Origin of the sequence: Microbacterium sp. UBA1612, from assembly GCF_002321605.1 — a bacterium.
In the GTDB taxonomy this organism is placed as follows: domain Bacteria; phylum Actinomycetota; class Actinomycetes; order Actinomycetales; family Microbacteriaceae; genus Microbacterium; species Microbacterium luteum.
This window is the reverse complement of record NZ_DCMW01000019.1, coordinates 164,462-179,216: the sequence shown is the minus strand read 5'-3', so window position 1 is coordinate 179,216 and position 14,755 is coordinate 164,462. Positions and strand designations below refer to the sequence as shown.

Here is a 14,755-nt window from a genome sequence, read left to right as displayed (position 1 = left end):
GACATAGGTCTCACTTGAGTCGCGACATGTGTCACGTTTTGGAAGCCTCCCGCCATCGGCCGGGGGCTTTCATCGTGTTTCGCCAGTAGGTCTTGTTCGGGTCGATGGTGTTGGTGGCGATGATTTCGCCGGTGCGGATGGCGACGATGGTGACGGTGGTGTCGTCGGCGAGGATGAGCACGGTTGTGCCGCGGTGGTCGGTGCCGACGCCGAGGTAGTGCATGCGGGCGGCGCGGCGGAAGCTGATCTTCCCGTTGGTGTCGACGTGGTCGTGTCGGACGCGGTAGTGGATGTCGGTGGTGTGCCCTGCGGGGGCGGCTTTCGGGGATGCTGCGTAGGCGGCTGCGGGTGTGATGCCGTCGCGGGCGCGGTGTGGTCGGTGGGTGTTGTAGTAGTTCTGAAATTGTTCGAGTTGTGCTTTTAGTTCGGGGATGGTCGCAGCTCGGGGTCGGGCGTCCAGCCAGCGTTTGAGGGTTTGGTGGAAGCGTTCGATTTTCCCTTGCGTCTGCGGGTGGTTGGGGGTGCCGTTCTTCTGGACGATGTTCAGGGCGGCGAGGACGTATTCGAACTCGTTGCGGCCGCCGCCGTGGCGTGCGGTGTAGACGCGTCCGTTGTCGGTGAGGGTGGAGGCGGGTGGCCCGTAGGTGTCGATGGTGGTGAGGAAGGTGTCCACGACGTGGCGGCCGGTGACGGGCTGGTGGGCGGTGCAGGACAGCAATAGGCGGGAGTGGTCGTCGAGCCAGTTCAGGATTTCGACGTCGGTGCCGCCTGCGAGGCGCCAGTGGGTGAAGTCGGACTGCCAGGTCTCGTTGGGCTGGGCGGCTTCAAACCGGACGTATGAACTTCGGGGTCGTTTGCGTGGTCCGGGGGTGATCAGGCCGGCGGTATGCAGGACGCGACGGATCGTGGACGTCGACGGCGTCCGGAGCCCTTCTTGGGAGAGGTGCCAGGCGATGGTGACCGGGCCCGCGTCGGCGCCTGCCGCGGTCAACGCGTGGCGCAGTTGCACGATCCGGTCACGGACCGGGTCGGTGACCGCGTGGGGTGACGACCGTGGCGCACGGGAACGGGCGTCCAACCCGTCGAGGCCTTGTTGCCGGTAGCGAGCCAGCAGCCGGTGCAGATGCCGTCGGGAGATCCCGTACTGCTGCGCCGCGTCAGTGACCGACAGCTGCCCGGCAACGATCTTCAACACCACGACCCGATGCTTCGACGACATGCACGAGTGTCGCCTATGACGCGACTCACGTGTGACCTATGTCCCGACTCAGCAGAGACCTATCAGGTGTGACCTATGTCGTGAACTCCGACACCCTATCCTCCGCCGAACGAAGCGCTGCACCCCGAGGGTGCGGCGCTTCTTCGTTTCGGGGCCCGGCTCGCCTCCCTGCCGCGCTTCGAGAGGAGATCCCTCTTGACGAGGACGCTCCGAGAGGAATCATCCTCTCGGAGCGGGATGTCCTCCGCAGGGAGGCCGACACGGCCGGGCTTCAGGCGCGGACGGCCTCGGCGATCGGGGTGTCGCCGTTGTTGAAGCGGATCGTGCGGCCGATCGTGGAGTCATCCGCTATCACCGCGGCGATCACGCCGGCGACATCGGCGCGCGCCACCGATCCGGCCTCCGCGGCTTCGGTGTCGATCATGCCGGTGCCGTCATCTTCGGTCAGCGAGCTCGGTGCGAGGATCGTCGCGTCGAGGTCGGCGGCACGGAGGTGCTCGTCGGCGGCGGCCTTGGCCTCGGCGTAGGCGAAGAAGGGGTTGTCCTCGGGCACCCCGTGGTCAGGACCGGCACCGAAGTACGACACCATCACGTAGCGACGCGCGCCGGCGGCGACCGCCGCATCCATCGACCGGATCGCGGCGTCGCGGTCCACCGCGTACGTGCGCTCGGGGTCTCCCCCGCCCGCGCCGGCCGACCAGACGACCACGTCGTTGCCGCTGACGAGGTTGCGCATCTGCTCCTCGTCGAACGACTGCACGTCGGCGACGAGCGGTGTGGCACCGGTCGCCTGCACGTCGGCTTCGTGTTCGGGGTTGCGGATGACGGCGGTCACGTGATGGCCGGCTTCCACGAGGAGGGGTTCGGCCAGGAGGGCGACCTTGCCGTGGCCGCCGATGAGCAGGATGCGCGTGGTCATGGGTGTTCCTTCCGTCAGTGCGGCGAGCCTACCCACGCGAGATGAACCGACTCCGCCGGGAGACATCGCCGGCCGCGTGTGCTACGGCGGCATCATCCGAGCGGAGGCAGTACGGTGAGCGACACGGCGGTCGCCCCCGCGCCGCGCGCTGTGTCGACGGCGCGCTCGACGGCATCCAGCGAGCCCGCCAGGAGGGTCACCCCGCTCCACACGGACAGGGTGACCACGCCGTCGGCCGACGTGACCTCGACGCCTTCGACGGCAGCCGTCGCGCGCACACGAGGGTCGCCCGCCCTTTCCAGGCGCACGCCGCGCACGGCCGTGAAGCGGCCGAGCGTGCGCACCAGCACCTCCGCGAGGCGCCGGCTGGCCCGGAACGTGATCGCCATGTGCCCCTCTCCGCCATGCACATCGAGGGTGCTGAACGCCTCGAAGCTCACCCCCCGCGTGGAGAAGCACTCCGACAGCGCGGTGAGCGTTCCGCTGCGATCCGCGGCACGCACGAACACCACCCAGCGCTCATCGACCGCCATCGCTCACCCCGCACTCGTCCACGCCGCCAGGGCGGAAGAGATCTGCCGGGACACCGCCGCCAGCCGTCGCTCCTCATCGACCGCGAGGTCGTCGAGGAGGATGCGCGACCATCCGTCGGGACCGACGACCACCGGCAGCCCCAGCACCCCGTGCACGGGCTCACCGCCGAAGGAGACTTCGCCGGCGACGGCGACCTGACCGGCGACGACGATCTCCCGTCCGTCGAGGAGGGTGTCGACCATCTCGATCGCGGCACCCGCCGTGCCGTTCGCGGTCTTCGCGCCGCTCGTGTGCGTGAGGTACGGACGCACGACGGCCTTCACATCCGGCGGCCACTCCTCGACGAGGGTGAACGCCTCGGCGGCGGCGCGGCGGCCGATGCGGGCGAGATCCTGTTTGGCGTGGGCGACCTCGTCGACGAACGTGTCGAGATCGCGGTCGCCGCGGAGCCGGGCGACGACGCCGCGTCGCTCGTCGGCATCCAGTCCGCGCAGCCGCACCGTCGACCACAGCGGCACGGCTCCGTCCCCGTGCTGGCCGGCCACGAACCCGCCGACACGCTGACGCCGTATGCCGAGTGCCGCGGCGATCTCGCGGCGGAACCGCAGCGTGTCCAGCCACGCGCCCATGCCGATGACCCGATGCCGCCCGAGGGCCCGCGCGAAGACGTCGACCCCCAGCTCCACGGGATTGGAGACGACGATGACGACTTCGTGACCGCTTCCGTGCGCGGCGAGCGCCCGCGCATACGTCTCGAAGATCTCCAGGTTGGCCTGCGCGAGCGCGTCGCGATCGATGACCTGGTCCGGCACCGTCGGCACGGTGCGCCCGGCGGCGACCACGACGACGTCGGCGACCACGTCGTCGGGCTCCGTGGCGACGTCGATGAAGGGGGCGTGCTCGTCATAGGCGTCGATGAGGTCGGCGCGCAGGCCGTGCGCGGCACGTCCGGACGCCCCGCCGGACCTGCCCACCAGCTGGAGTCGCGACGTCGGGCGGATCACCCGCCGCTCGATGAGTCCCGCGCACACCGCTCGTCCGACGTCGCCCGTCGCACCCAGCACCGCCACATCCACGCTCGGATGCTAGCCGGTCGGTGTTTCCGCCGCGGTCGCGCGAACTGCATCCATCGGAATGAATCCAGGGCGGCCGGGGTTACCGACCATATGGAACGCTTCGGAACGCTCTCCTTCGGTCACTACGGCCCCCTCGGCGGAGGCCGTCAGCTCACGGCGCGCGACTCGATGCACCAGGCCATCGATCTCGCGCAGGGCATGGATGAGATCGGCGCGGATGGCATCTTCTTCCGCGTGCACCACTTCGCCCGCCAGCAGTCCTCGCCGATGCCGCTCCTGGCGGCGATCGCCGCGCGCACGCGCCGCATCGAGATCGGCACCGGCGTCATCGACATGCGCTACGAGAACCCGCTCTACCTCGCCGAAGAGGCCGCAGCGGTGGATCTCATCAGCGACGGCCGCCTTGCGCTGGGCGTGAGCCGTGGCTCACCCGAGACCGTGGTGCGGGGCTACGAGGCCTTCGGCTACACCGGATCACGCGACCCTCGCGGCGCCGACATCGCCCGCGAGCACTTCGCGACCTTCCTGCGCGCCATCGACGGTGAGGGTCTCGCCGACGGCGACCCGACATCGCCGTTCGGCGGTGTGGCCGGACGTGCCCACATCGAACCGCTGTCGGAGGGACTGCGCTCGCGCGTCTGGTGGGGTGCGGGCAACCGCGAATCGGCAGAGTGGGCGGGCCGAACCGGCGTGAACCTCATGTCATCGACGCTTCTCACCGAGGCCGATGGCACGCCGTTCGATCTCCTCCAGGCTCAGCAGATCGACGCCTTCCGCGCGGCATGGCGCGAAGCCGGCCATCCCGGAACCCCGCGCGTGTCGGTGAGCAGGTCCGTCTTCCCGATCCTCACCGCCGAAGACGCCATGTACTTCGGCGGCGCGCAGGGCGGCGACCAGATCGGCGTGATCGACGGCATGCGCTCCACGTTCGGCAAGACCTACGCCGGTGAACCCGATGCCCTGGTCGAGCAGTTGCGCGACGATGCCGCGGTGCAGTCGGCCGACACGCTGATGCTCACGATCCCGAGCCAGCTCGGCGTCGACTTCAACCTGCGCCTCGTGCAGAACTTCGCCGCCCACGTCGCGCCGGCGCTCGGCTGGAGGGGTGCTCCCGCTGCCACGCGCGTCTGAGCCTCCGCGCTGAGCGCCTCGCCTTGCCCCAGCGCCCTGCCCATGCGCCACGCCCGAACCCCTCACCGTGGTCGGAGAATCGGCCCGATGTCGGATGATTCGCGGCCGATCCTCCGACATCGGCGCGACTCTCCGACATCCACGGAGCCCCCCGGGCGGCCCGGAGCCCGGGGCGAGGTCAGGGGCGGGCCAAGAGGCGGACGGCGGGGAGGTCGGGAGCGGCCCACTCCAGCGACGGCAGGTCGGCCGGTAGCATCCAGCGCAGCTCGTCGTGGTCGATGCTGCTCTCGGGTGCAGCGTCGAGCAGTGTCGCTCGCAGGCAGACGAGTCGGATGCTGCGCCCGCCCACGACGGTCACGTCGGCCGTCAGCTCGCCGACCACGCTGATCTCTACCCCGAGCTCCTCGGCGATCTCACGTCGCAACGCCTGATCGGCCGTCTCGCCGGGCTCGACCTTGCCGCCGGGGAACTCCCACAGCCCTCCCGCGGAGCGGACGGTCCGCCGACGGCACGCCAGCACGAGACCATCGCGCTCGATCACCGCCGCGACGACCTCGAGGACGGTCACCTCAGCTGCGGAAGTCGTCGGGATCGACATCGTCCAGGAACCGCTTGAACTCGTCGACCTTCTGCTCGGCCGCCTCGGTCTCCTCGGCATCGGCGAGCATGTCGGTCACGCCCGCCTCGTCCATGACGGCATCGGCGACCCAGATCGGTGATCCCGTGCGCGAGGCGAGCGCCACCGCGTCGGAGGGGCGTGCATCCACGACCCGTGCCCCCAGCGCGGTGGTCACGGTGACCTCGGCGTAGAAGGTCCCTTCCTCGATGCGGGTCACCTCGACCCGGTCGACCGCACCACCCATGCTCTCCAGGAGGGTCTTCATGAGGTCGTGGGCCAGCGGCCGAGGGGTGGGCGCACCCTCGACGGCGACGAGGATCGACGTCGCCTCCTGCTCCCCGATCCAGATGGGAAGCACCTTGCCGGCGCCCGGGATCTCGTCCACGGGCTTGAGAAGGATGACGTGCTGTCGCGAGGCGTCGAGCGCGACGCCGGCGACGCGGACCTGCACCATGGCGACCTCCCTGGATGGGCGTGGTGCCATCGTACGACCCGGCGGGCGAGACGTCTCGAGTGGGGAGCCGTCAGTCGACGGGCGCGTCCAGCAGGGTGCGCAAGAGCCTCGTCAGGGTGGCGCGATCGGCGTCGGAGACACCTGCCAGCACCTCGGCTTCGCGCTGCGCGAGCGCGGTCATCGCCGCGTCGACGTGGTCGGCCCCGGCGTCGGTGAGCTGCACGAGCACTCCTCGTCCGTCGAGCGGATTGGCCTTGCGGGCAACGAAGTCACGGGCGACGAGGTTGTCGAGGCGGTGCGACATCGCGGCGCTCGAGATCATCGACGCCTCGATCAGCTGCGCCACCGACAGGCGATGCGGCGGCTCGGCACGGCGCAGCGCCGCGAGCACGTCGAACTCCCACGCCGCCAGTCCCGCTCCCCGAAAAGCCGCCGAGCGGAGCCGCCCGAGACGCAGCGCGACCCTTCGCAGCCGCGAGAACACGTCGAGCGGCGTGAGGTCGACGTCGGGAAGCCTCGTCGACCACGCGTCGATCAGCAGATCGACCTCGTCATCCGGCCCCGCTTTCGCCATGGCTCGAACTTACCGAACTCCTTCGACGACGAGACATCTCCCCCTCTCGATGTTGAGTGGTCAGACCACACCCGGATATTCTGACGGCACCTGAACCAGCGCCCCTACCCGGAAGGTGCACCGTGGAACTGCTCGACCCCCTCCTCCTCGCCCGATGGCAGTTCGGCCTCACCACGCTCTACCACTACCTCTTCGTGCCGCTCACCCTCGGGATGGCGCTGGTCACCGCCATCTTCCAGACGGTGTGGCACCGCACCGGCGATGTGAAGTGGCTGCACCTGACGCGGCTGTTCGGGAAGATCTTCCTCATCAACTTCGCGATGGGCGTCGTCACGGGCATCGTGCAGGAGTTCCAGTTCGGCATGAACTGGTCCGCATACTCGCGCTTCGTCGGCGACGTCTTCGGGGCGCCGCTCGCGTTCGAAGGGCTCATGGCCTTCTTCTTCGAGGCCACGTTCATCGGCGTCTGGATCTTCGGGTGGAACCGCCTGCCGAAGAAGCTGCACCTGGCGAGCATCTGGGCCGTCGTTTTCGGTTCGACCCTGTCGGCGTACTTCATCCTGGCGGCGAACGCCTTCATGCAGAACCCCGTGGGCTACCAGATGGCCGCCGACGGCGGACGCGCCGAACTCGTCGACATCGTCGCCGTGCTCACCAACCCGGTCGTCCTCGCCGCCTTCCCTCACACGATCACGAGCGCGTGGATGTTCGCCGCCGCCATCGTCATCGCCGTCTCGGCGTGGCACCTGCGCCGCGGCCAGCACATCGAGACGATGCGCTCATCGCTGCGATTCGGCCTGTGGTTCATGGTCGTCTCGTTCATCGGCGTCGCCCTCAGCGGCGATCAGCTGAGTCTGGTCATGGTCGAGACCCAGCCGATGAAGATGGCCGCCGCGGAGGCGATGTGGGAGAGCGCGTGCGGTGCGGATGCGTCGTTCTCGATCTTCTCCATCGGAACGCCCGATGCCTCGCACGAGGTGTGGTCGCTCCGCGTGCCCTATCTCCTGGCCTTCCTGTCGACGCACGATCTGAACGGCTGCGTCGAGGGCTTCAACGACCTGCAGGCGCAGTACGAGACGCTCTACGGCGCCGGCGTGGACTACATGCCGATCGTGTGGGTCACGTACTGGTCCTTCCGCTGGATGATGGGCCTCGGCGGCGCAGCGTTCCTCATCGCGATCGCCGGCCTGTGGCTCACCCGCAAGAACGCCAAGCGGGACGTGCCGCAGTGGGCGTGGCGCGTGGCGATCTGGGCCGCACCGCTGCCGCTGCTCGGCAGCCTCGTCGGCTGGGTGTTCACCGAGATGGGCCGTCAGCCCTGGATCGTCTTCAGCCTCATGCTCACCGAGGACGGTGTCTCCCCCAACGTGCCGGGGTGGACGGTGCTGATCTCGCTCGTCGCCTTCACCCTGATCTACGCGGCCCTCGCGGTGGTCGAATTCGGCCTCATCAAGAAGGCCGCGCAGAAGGGCCCCGACCCCCTGCCCGGCCCCGACGACCCCGATCCGAACGACGTGTCCGTCGAAGACACGCCCACGACCGTCTACTGAGCAAGAGCGGAGCACATCATGGATCTCGCCTACCTGTGGTTCTGGATCGTCGGCTTCCTGTTCGTCGGCTACTTCGTCCTCGACGGCTTCGACTTCGGCGTCGGCATGTCGCTGCCGTTCCTCGGCAGGAACGACGTGTCCCGACGACAGATCATCAACACGATCGGCCCCATCTGGGACCTCAACGAGACGTGGGTCATCGTCGCGGGCGCGTGCCTGTTCGCGGCGTTCCCCGAGTGGTACGCCACGCTCTTCAGCGGGTTCTACCTGCCGCTGCTGCTCATCCTCCTCGCCCTCATCGCCCGCGGCGTCTCGTTCGAGTACCGGCACCAGCGCGAGGGCGAGGAGTGGAAGCGACGTTTCGACGGGATGATCGTGATCGGATCGGCCGTCCCGGCCCTGCTGTGGGGCGTCGCCGTCGCGAACATCGTGCAGGGCGTGCCGATCGACGCGGACTTCGAGTTCACCGGCACGCTGCTGACGCTGCTGAATCCCTACGGACTTCTGGGAGGGGCGACCACCCTCCTGCTGTTCTTCACCCACGGGCTGTACTTCGTGGCTCTGAAGACCGACGGCCCGGTGCACCGCGACGCCCGGTCGCTCGCGAAGCGCTCGGGTCTGCTGACGGTCGCGGTCGCCGCGGTGTTCCTGGTCTGGACGATCTTCATCGCCGCCGGGCGGGAGGCGCCGCTGATCGCGGTCGTCATCGCCGGCGCCGGGATCGCTGCGGTCGCTCTCGTGATGTCGGTGATCTTCAACGCGCGGGACCGCGAAGGCTGGGCGTTCGGTGCCGGCGCGGTGACGATCGTCGCGGCCGTGCTGACGCTCTGGTTCGCCCTGTTCCCCTACGTCATGCCCTCGAGCACCGACCCCTCGTTCAGCCTCACGATCGAGAACGCGTCGAGCACCGACTACACCCTGACGATCATGTCGTGGGCCGCGCTGGTCTTCCTGCCGCTCGTGCTCGCCTACCAGGCCTGGACCTACTGGGTGTTCCGCAAGCGCGTGACCCGCGACGTGATCGAGCGGGCGTCGGTGGCCGCGCACTGATCCCCGTCGCCCGCGGGCCGCTCTCCCGGCGGGAAGCGGCCCGCGGCATCCGAACGAGTAGGGTCGAATCGACGTGAGCGACACAGGACGAGCCGAGCGGCGCACCCCTCCGGTGGACCCGCGCCTGCTGCGGTATGCCCGCGCCTCACGCGGTTTCTTCGCCGCGATAGCGGTGCTCGCGATCGCCCACACGATCGTCATCGTGGGCGTCGCGTGGCTGCTCACCCGCGCGGTGACGGGCGTGATCGACGGGATGCCGTGGTCCGAGCTCGCCGCTACGGGCGCCTGGCTGGCCGGCGCGGTGGCCGTGCGGTCGCTGTTGCTGTGGGCGCGGGAGGCGGTGTCCTCCCGCGCTGCCGCGCGCGTGGAGTCGCAGCTGCGCGACGGCCTGCTCGATGCCGTGGACCGCCTCGGACCCGGCTGGCTCGCCGAACGTTCGACCACGGCGCTCGCGCTGACCGCCGGGCGGGGTCTCGCGGCGCTCGAGGCGTATTTCGGGCGGTACCTTCCGCAGCTCGTGATGACCGCGGTCGCCACGCCGCTGCTGATCGCGGTGATGTGGTGGCAGGACGCGATCTCCGGTCTCACGGTCGTGCTGACCCTGCCGCTGATCCCTTTCTTCATGGTGCTGATCGGGCTGGCCACGCAGACGTTGCAGGCGCGGCAGTGGAGCACCCTGCGCCGCCTCGCCTCGCGATTCGCCGACACCGTGCAGGGGCTCGGAACCCTCAAGGTGTTCGGCCGCCAGCACCGCGCCGTCGCCTCCGTCGAGCGCGTCACCGACGGCTATCGCGTCGAGACGATGAAGGTGCTGCGCGTGTCGTTCCTGTCGGGGTTCGCGCTGGAATTCCTGGCGAGCATCTCGGTGGCGATCATCGCCGTCTCGATCGGCTTCCGCCTGATCGACGGCTCCCTCGCCCTCGGCGTCGGCCTGTTCGTGCTGCTGCTGGCTCCCGAGGCGTACCTGCCGCTGCGGCAGGTGGGCGTGCAGTTCCACGCCGCCGCCGAGGGGGTCGCGGCCACGACCGACGTGTTCGAGGTGCTGGATGCCGCCCGCGACCTCGACGCGCAGCCCGATGCCCGGGAAGCCGCACCGCGCGGCGGGGCGCTGACCCTCCGCGGGATGCGGGTGAGCCGCGGCGGCCGCCCCCTGGCTCCGGTGTCGTTCACCGCCACGCCGGGCAGCGTGACGGTGCTGGTCGGCCCCAGCGGGATCGGCAAGTCGAGCGTGTTCGCCGCGCTCCTCGGCACGGCGGACTTCTCCGGTTCGGCGACGTGGGGCGAACGCGACGTCCGCCGTCTCGCCGCGTCGACGTGGCTCGCGTGGGCGGGCCAGCGCCCGGGACTGTCGGCCGGCACCGTCGCCGAGAACGTCGCGCTCGGCGACGAGGAACCGGATGCGGCGCTCGTCGGCGCATCCCTCACCGCGGCATGCGCCGACGACGTCGATCCGCAGAAGGTGCTCGGCGTTCAGGGTGCGGGGCTCTCGGGCGGGCAGGCCCAGCGCGTCGCCGTCGCGCGAGCGCTGTATCGTCGCGCACGCCTCGCTCTGCCGGTGGTCGCCTTCGATGAGCCGAGCGCCGCCCTCGACGCCGAGACCGAGGCGTCGCTGTGGCGCGCCCTGCGGGCCGAGGCCGACGGCGGCGCTGTGGTGCTGCTGATCTCGCATCGCGACAGCGCCCGTGCGATCGCCGACCAGGTCATCGACCTCGCCGCCGCGGAGGTGCCCGCGTGAACGCCGCCGACTCCCGCACCCGCGAGGTGCTGCGCGGGGCGATGCCACCGCTGCGTCGATTCTGGCCGGCGATCGCCTCCGGCTTCGCGTCTGAGGCCTCGGCCGTGGCGCTCCTGGCGGTGAGCGCATGGCTCATCGTGCGCGCGAGCGAGCAGCCCCCGGTGCTGTACCTGACCGCCGCCGTGGTGGGCGTGCGCTTCTTCGCCATCGCGCGCGCCTGCTTCCGCTACCTCGAACGCCTCACCGGGCACGACGCCGCGCTGCGGCAGCTGGCCACCACCCGCACGGATCTGCTGCGCCGCCTGGTGCCGCTCGCGCCGGACGGCCTCACCCGCACACGACGCGGCTCGGTGCTGTCGAGCCTCGTCGACGACGTCGATGATCTGCAGAATCTGCCGCTGCGCGTCGCCCAGCCGCTGCTGTCGTCGGCCATCGTCGCGCTCGGCGCGGTGGTGCTCGTGGCCGTCGTGGCGTGGCCGGCCGCCGTCACGCTGCTCGCGTGCCTGGTCACCGCGGGCTTCGCCGCGTGGGGGTGGGGATGGGTCGCCGGGTCTCGCTCCGAGCGCGACATCGCGCCCCTGCGTGGCCGCCTCGCCGACGCCGTGGTCGATCACCTCACCAATCTCGACGTGCTCGCCGCGTTCGGCGCGGAGCGAGGCAGCCGCCGGCGCGTGCGCGAGGCCGACCGCGCCCTGCGCCGTGCCGTCGTGCGGCGAGCCGGCGCCCAGGCGGGAACGGCCGCGATCGTCTCGCTGCTGGCCGGGCTCGCCTCACTCGCCGCGGTGTTCGCCACCGCGCCGCTCGTGACGGCCGGCACCCTCGAGGCCCCCGGTTTCGCGGTGGCCGTGCTTGTGCCGATGGCCGTGTTCGAGGTGTTCGCGGCGGTGCCGCTCGCCGCCGCATCGTGGCGGCAGGTGCGCGGCTCCGCGGAGCGCATCGCGGCGACCGTGCCCGAGACCGCACCCTCCGAACTCCCGCCCGAGCGGCACGCGACCGGTGACGCTCCCCCGCTGGGCGACGGACTGACGCTGCGCGACGTCTCGGTGAGCTGGCCCGGAGCGTCCGCGCCCGCCCTGCACGGGATCGACCTCGACGTGCGTCCCGGGGAACGCCTGCTCGTGGTCGGCTCCAGCGGCGCCGGCAAGTCCACCCTGGCGCACGCCCTGGTTCGGTTCCTCGATGTCGACGGCCGGTACACGATCGGCGGTCGCGACGTGTCGGAGCTCGCCCCCGACGACGTGCGCCGAACGGTCGGGCTGTGCGAACAGCATCCGATGCTCTTCGACGAGGACATCCGTCAGAACCTCGTCTTCGCGCGCGACACCGCGACGGATGCCGATCTCGAGGCGGTGCTGGAGCGTGTCGGCCTCGGCCCCTGGCTGCGGGAGCGCGGCGGTCTCGATGCCCGCGTGGGCGAGCGTGGCGCGCTCGTCTCGGGTGGGCAGGCGCAGCGCCTGGCGCTGGCGCGCGCGCTGCTGCGGGGCTTCCCCGTGCTCGTTCTCGACGAACCCACGGCGGGTGTCGATCCGGCGGCCTCCGACGCGCTGCTGGCCGACCTGCTCCAGGCGACGCGCGACGACCAGGCGGTCGTCCTGATCTCGCACGTGCGCGTGCCGGAGTCGCTCGTGGACCGCACCGTTCGGATCGCGCACGGCGAACTGGTGCGATGACGGTTCACGTCGTGTCGGATGCGGCCTGAGCCCGGTCCTCCGCCGCGGCCGTGATGCGCGCGGCCATGCCGGTGAAGATGAGCCCGTGGAAGGGCAGCACGGCGAGCCAGTAGAGGCGGCCGGTGAGTCCGCGCGGGAAGAAGATGGCGCGCTGGTCGTAGCGGGCGCCCTCTCCCTCCGCGCGCGCACGCAGCTCGAGCCACGCCGCACCGGGAACCTTCATCTCCGCCCGCAGGCGCAGCAGCCGCCCGGGTTCGATCGCCTCCACGCGCCAGAAATCGAGGGCGTCTCCGACGCCGAGGCGCGCGCGGCTGCGGCGGCCGCGAGCCAGGCCGACGCCGCCGACGAGGCGATCCATCCAGCCGCGGATCGCCCAGAGGAGTCCCGCCGAGTACCAGCCGTTCTCTCCGCCCACGCCCTCGATGACGCTCCACAGCTGATCGACGGGAGCATCGGTCATCGCCGTGCGCGAATCGGTGAAGACCGTGCGGCCTGCCCAGTCGGGGTCGCTCGGGAGCGGGTCGCTCGGCACCCCGACGAGGTCGGCGTCGCGCCAGCTCGTCTCGACCTGGTCGGAGTCGACGCGGCCGAGGGCCAGCCTCACCGCGTCGCGATACGGGGTGAGGCCCTCGTCCGGACGCGGGATGAGGTTGTCGACGTCGTCGTTCTTGACGACGCACTCGTTCTGCAGCGATGCCACCAGGGGGCGCGCGATGGACGCGGGAATGGGGGTGACCAGGCCCACCCAGTGGGAGGCGAGCCCCGGCGTGAGGACCGGCAGCGGAGCGATGGCGCGCTGCGGCAGCCCCGCCTCGACCGCGTAGCCGTTCATCATCTGGCCGTAGCGCAGCACATCCGGCCCGCCGATGTCGACCGCCCGGTTGACCTCGTCCGGGATGCGGGCGGCACCGAGCAGGTAGTGGAGCACGTCACGCACCGCGATCGGCTGGATGCGGTTGCGCACCCAGCGGGGCGCCGGCATGTACGGCAGCACCTCGGTGAGGTGGCGCACCATCTCGAACGACGCCGACCCCGCACCGATCACGACTCCGGCCTGCAGCACCAGCGCGGGCACCGTGCTGTCGAGGAACGTCTCCCCCACCTCCACGCGAGACCGCAGGTGCGGCGAGAGATCCACGCCCTCGGGATGCAGCCCGCCGAGATAGACGATGCGCGAGACGCCCGCCTCCTCCGACGCGCGCACGACGGCGTGGGCTGCGCGCCGATCGGCGTCTTCGAAATCGCGCCCCGCCGACATGGAGTGGATCAGGTAGTACAGCACGTCGGCGTCGGCGGCCGCCTCGGTGAGCGCATCGACGTCGGTCGCCGTTCCCTCCACGACCTCCACCCGCTCGCCCCACGGGAAGGCCGCGACGCGACGCGCGTCTCGGGCGAGCAGGCGCACCCGGTATCCGGCCGCGAGCAGCCGCGGCACGAGGCGACCGCCGATGTATCCGGTGCCGCCGAGAACCAGGGCGCGCGGGGGGTTGCCATCGGCGCGAGGCTCAGCCTGCAGCGCGGGTTCACGGCCGGTCGGCGAGGAGAGATCGTCCATGATCGCGAGGCTACGCGGCGGCATCCTCTCGCGACGAGGGCTTGACGAAGGCTCCGCCTCACCGATCCGCGAGGTCGATGGCGAACGCCTGCACGCCGTCGTGCGACGGCAGGGGCGTGAACCCGAGGCGCCGGTAGAAGGCGAGGGCGCCCGCGTTCTCGGCGCTCGCGACCAGGTGCACACCCGTCACCCCGCGCTCGCGCAGCGCGCCGATAAGCGTGTCGACCAGGCGCCTTCCCCACCCCTGCCCCTGCGCCGCCGGGAGCAGGTCGATGTGGAGGTGGGCCGGATGCGCCTCACCGTAGGGTTCGGCCCCGGCCCGGCGATTCGCGGCGTAGCGCAGGATCTCCGCCTCGCGCTCATCAGCGGGCGGAGACGCCGTCCAGGCTCGTCCCCGCACAGGCCACCAGTGATCGTGGAACCACTCCTCGAACGCCCGGGTGTCGGGCGCGCAGACGATGTACCCGACCGCGACGTCGCGATCGTCGACGACGACGAACGCGAGATCCGGATGCCGCTCGACGTACGGCAGCACGAAGATCGCGGGCCAGATCGCGTCATCGCTCAGCACGCCGGTCGCATCCGCACCCGCGTCGGCGGTCCGCACGCAGATTTCGGCGACGGCGTCGCGATCAGACGGTCGGTACGCGCGGATGCCGCTCATCGCGT

14 protein-coding genes are annotated in these 14,755 nt (G+C 70.7%); 5 read left to right on the top strand and 9 right to left on the bottom strand.

Features of this window, described 5'->3' with window-relative positions:
* Positions 1-31: 31 nt before the first annotated feature.
* The 4 genes from B3S45_RS08670 to B3S45_RS08655 form a co-directional block, all read right to left on the bottom strand.
* Positions 32-1,219 (bottom strand): IS481 family transposase, encoded by a 1,188-nt coding sequence (locus B3S45_RS08670; protein ID WP_286719799.1) that lies wholly within the window; start codon positions 1,217-1,219, stop codon positions 32-34.
* A 271-nt stretch (positions 1,220-1,490) separates the two neighbouring features.
* Complete coding sequence (locus tag B3S45_RS08665; protein ID WP_071044399.1) at positions 1,491-2,138, bottom strand: SDR family oxidoreductase; 648 nt, start codon at positions 2,136-2,138, stop codon at positions 1,491-1,493.
* Between the two features lie 92 nt (positions 2,139-2,230).
* On the bottom strand, positions 2,231-2,671 hold the full coding sequence (locus B3S45_RS08660) for a hypothetical protein (RefSeq protein ID WP_071044398.1): 441 nt from the start codon (positions 2,669-2,671) through the stop codon (positions 2,231-2,233).
* A 3-nt stretch (positions 2,672-2,674) separates the two neighbouring features.
* Complete coding sequence (locus B3S45_RS08655) at positions 2,675-3,748, bottom strand: lactate/malate family dehydrogenase (RefSeq protein WP_071044397.1); 1,074 nt, start codon at positions 3,746-3,748, stop codon at positions 2,675-2,677.
* A 90-nt stretch (positions 3,749-3,838) separates the two neighbouring features.
* Here B3S45_RS08655 and B3S45_RS08650 point away from each other — a divergent pair, with 90 nt between their 5' ends.
* Positions 3,839-4,879, top strand: coding sequence for an LLM class flavin-dependent oxidoreductase (locus B3S45_RS08650; RefSeq protein WP_071044396.1), 1,041 nt, complete (start codon positions 3,839-3,841; stop codon positions 4,877-4,879).
* A 178-nt stretch (positions 4,880-5,057) separates the two neighbouring features.
* Here B3S45_RS08650 and B3S45_RS08645 read toward each other — a convergent pair whose 3' ends face one another.
* From B3S45_RS08645 to B3S45_RS08635, 3 genes are all read right to left on the bottom strand, one after another.
* On the bottom strand, positions 5,058-5,447 hold the full coding sequence (locus tag B3S45_RS08645; protein WP_286719792.1) for a (deoxy)nucleoside triphosphate pyrophosphohydrolase: 390 nt from the start codon (positions 5,445-5,447) through the stop codon (positions 5,058-5,060).
* Position 5,448: 1 nt separating this feature from the next.
* Positions 5,449-5,952, bottom strand: a complete 504-nt coding sequence (locus B3S45_RS08640) for a bifunctional nuclease family protein (protein WP_071044394.1) — start codon at positions 5,950-5,952, stop codon at positions 5,449-5,451.
* A 70-nt stretch (positions 5,953-6,022) separates the two neighbouring features.
* Positions 6,023-6,526: a MarR family winged helix-turn-helix transcriptional regulator gene (locus tag B3S45_RS08635; RefSeq protein WP_071044393.1), complete on the bottom strand. Its 504-nt coding sequence runs from the start codon at positions 6,524-6,526 to the stop codon at positions 6,023-6,025.
* A gap of 122 nt (positions 6,527-6,648) precedes the next feature.
* Here B3S45_RS08635 and B3S45_RS08630 point away from each other — a divergent pair, with 122 nt between their 5' ends.
* The 4 genes from B3S45_RS08630 to cydC all read left to right on the top strand — a co-directional run bounded on the left by B3S45_RS08630 (position 6,649) and on the right by cydC (position 12,531).
* Complete coding sequence (locus B3S45_RS08630) at positions 6,649-8,076, top strand: cytochrome ubiquinol oxidase subunit I (protein ID WP_071044392.1); 1,428 nt, start codon at positions 6,649-6,651, stop codon at positions 8,074-8,076.
* Between the two features lie 18 nt (positions 8,077-8,094).
* Positions 8,095-9,126: a cytochrome d ubiquinol oxidase subunit II gene (gene cydB, locus B3S45_RS08625; RefSeq protein ID WP_071044391.1), complete on the top strand. Its 1,032-nt coding sequence runs from the start codon at positions 8,095-8,097 to the stop codon at positions 9,124-9,126.
* 73 nt (positions 9,127-9,199) lie between these two features.
* Entirely contained in the window at positions 9,200-10,861 is a 1,662-nt protein-coding gene (cydD, locus tag B3S45_RS08620) for a thiol reductant ABC exporter subunit CydD (RefSeq protein ID WP_286719786.1), read from the top strand.
* A complete protein-coding gene (gene cydC / locus B3S45_RS08615; protein WP_414683082.1) occupies positions 10,858-12,531 on the top strand; it encodes a thiol reductant ABC exporter subunit CydC in 1,674 nt (557 codons plus the stop codon). The genes cydD and cydC overlap by 4 nt, the downstream gene beginning before the upstream one ends.
* 4 nt (positions 12,532-12,535) lie before the next feature.
* Here the strand turns inward: cydC and B3S45_RS08610 are convergent, their stop codons facing one another.
* Together B3S45_RS08610 and B3S45_RS08605 are read right to left on the bottom strand one after the other, a co-directional pair.
* Positions 12,536-14,086, bottom strand: a complete 1,551-nt coding sequence (locus B3S45_RS08610) for an SDR family oxidoreductase (RefSeq protein WP_286719784.1) — start codon at positions 14,084-14,086, stop codon at positions 12,536-12,538.
* Positions 14,087-14,144: 58 nt separating this feature from the next.
* Positions 14,145-14,750, bottom strand: a complete 606-nt coding sequence (locus B3S45_RS08605) for a GNAT family N-acetyltransferase (protein ID WP_286719782.1) — start codon at positions 14,748-14,750, stop codon at positions 14,145-14,147.
* Between the last annotated feature and the right edge of the window lie 5 nt (positions 14,751-14,755).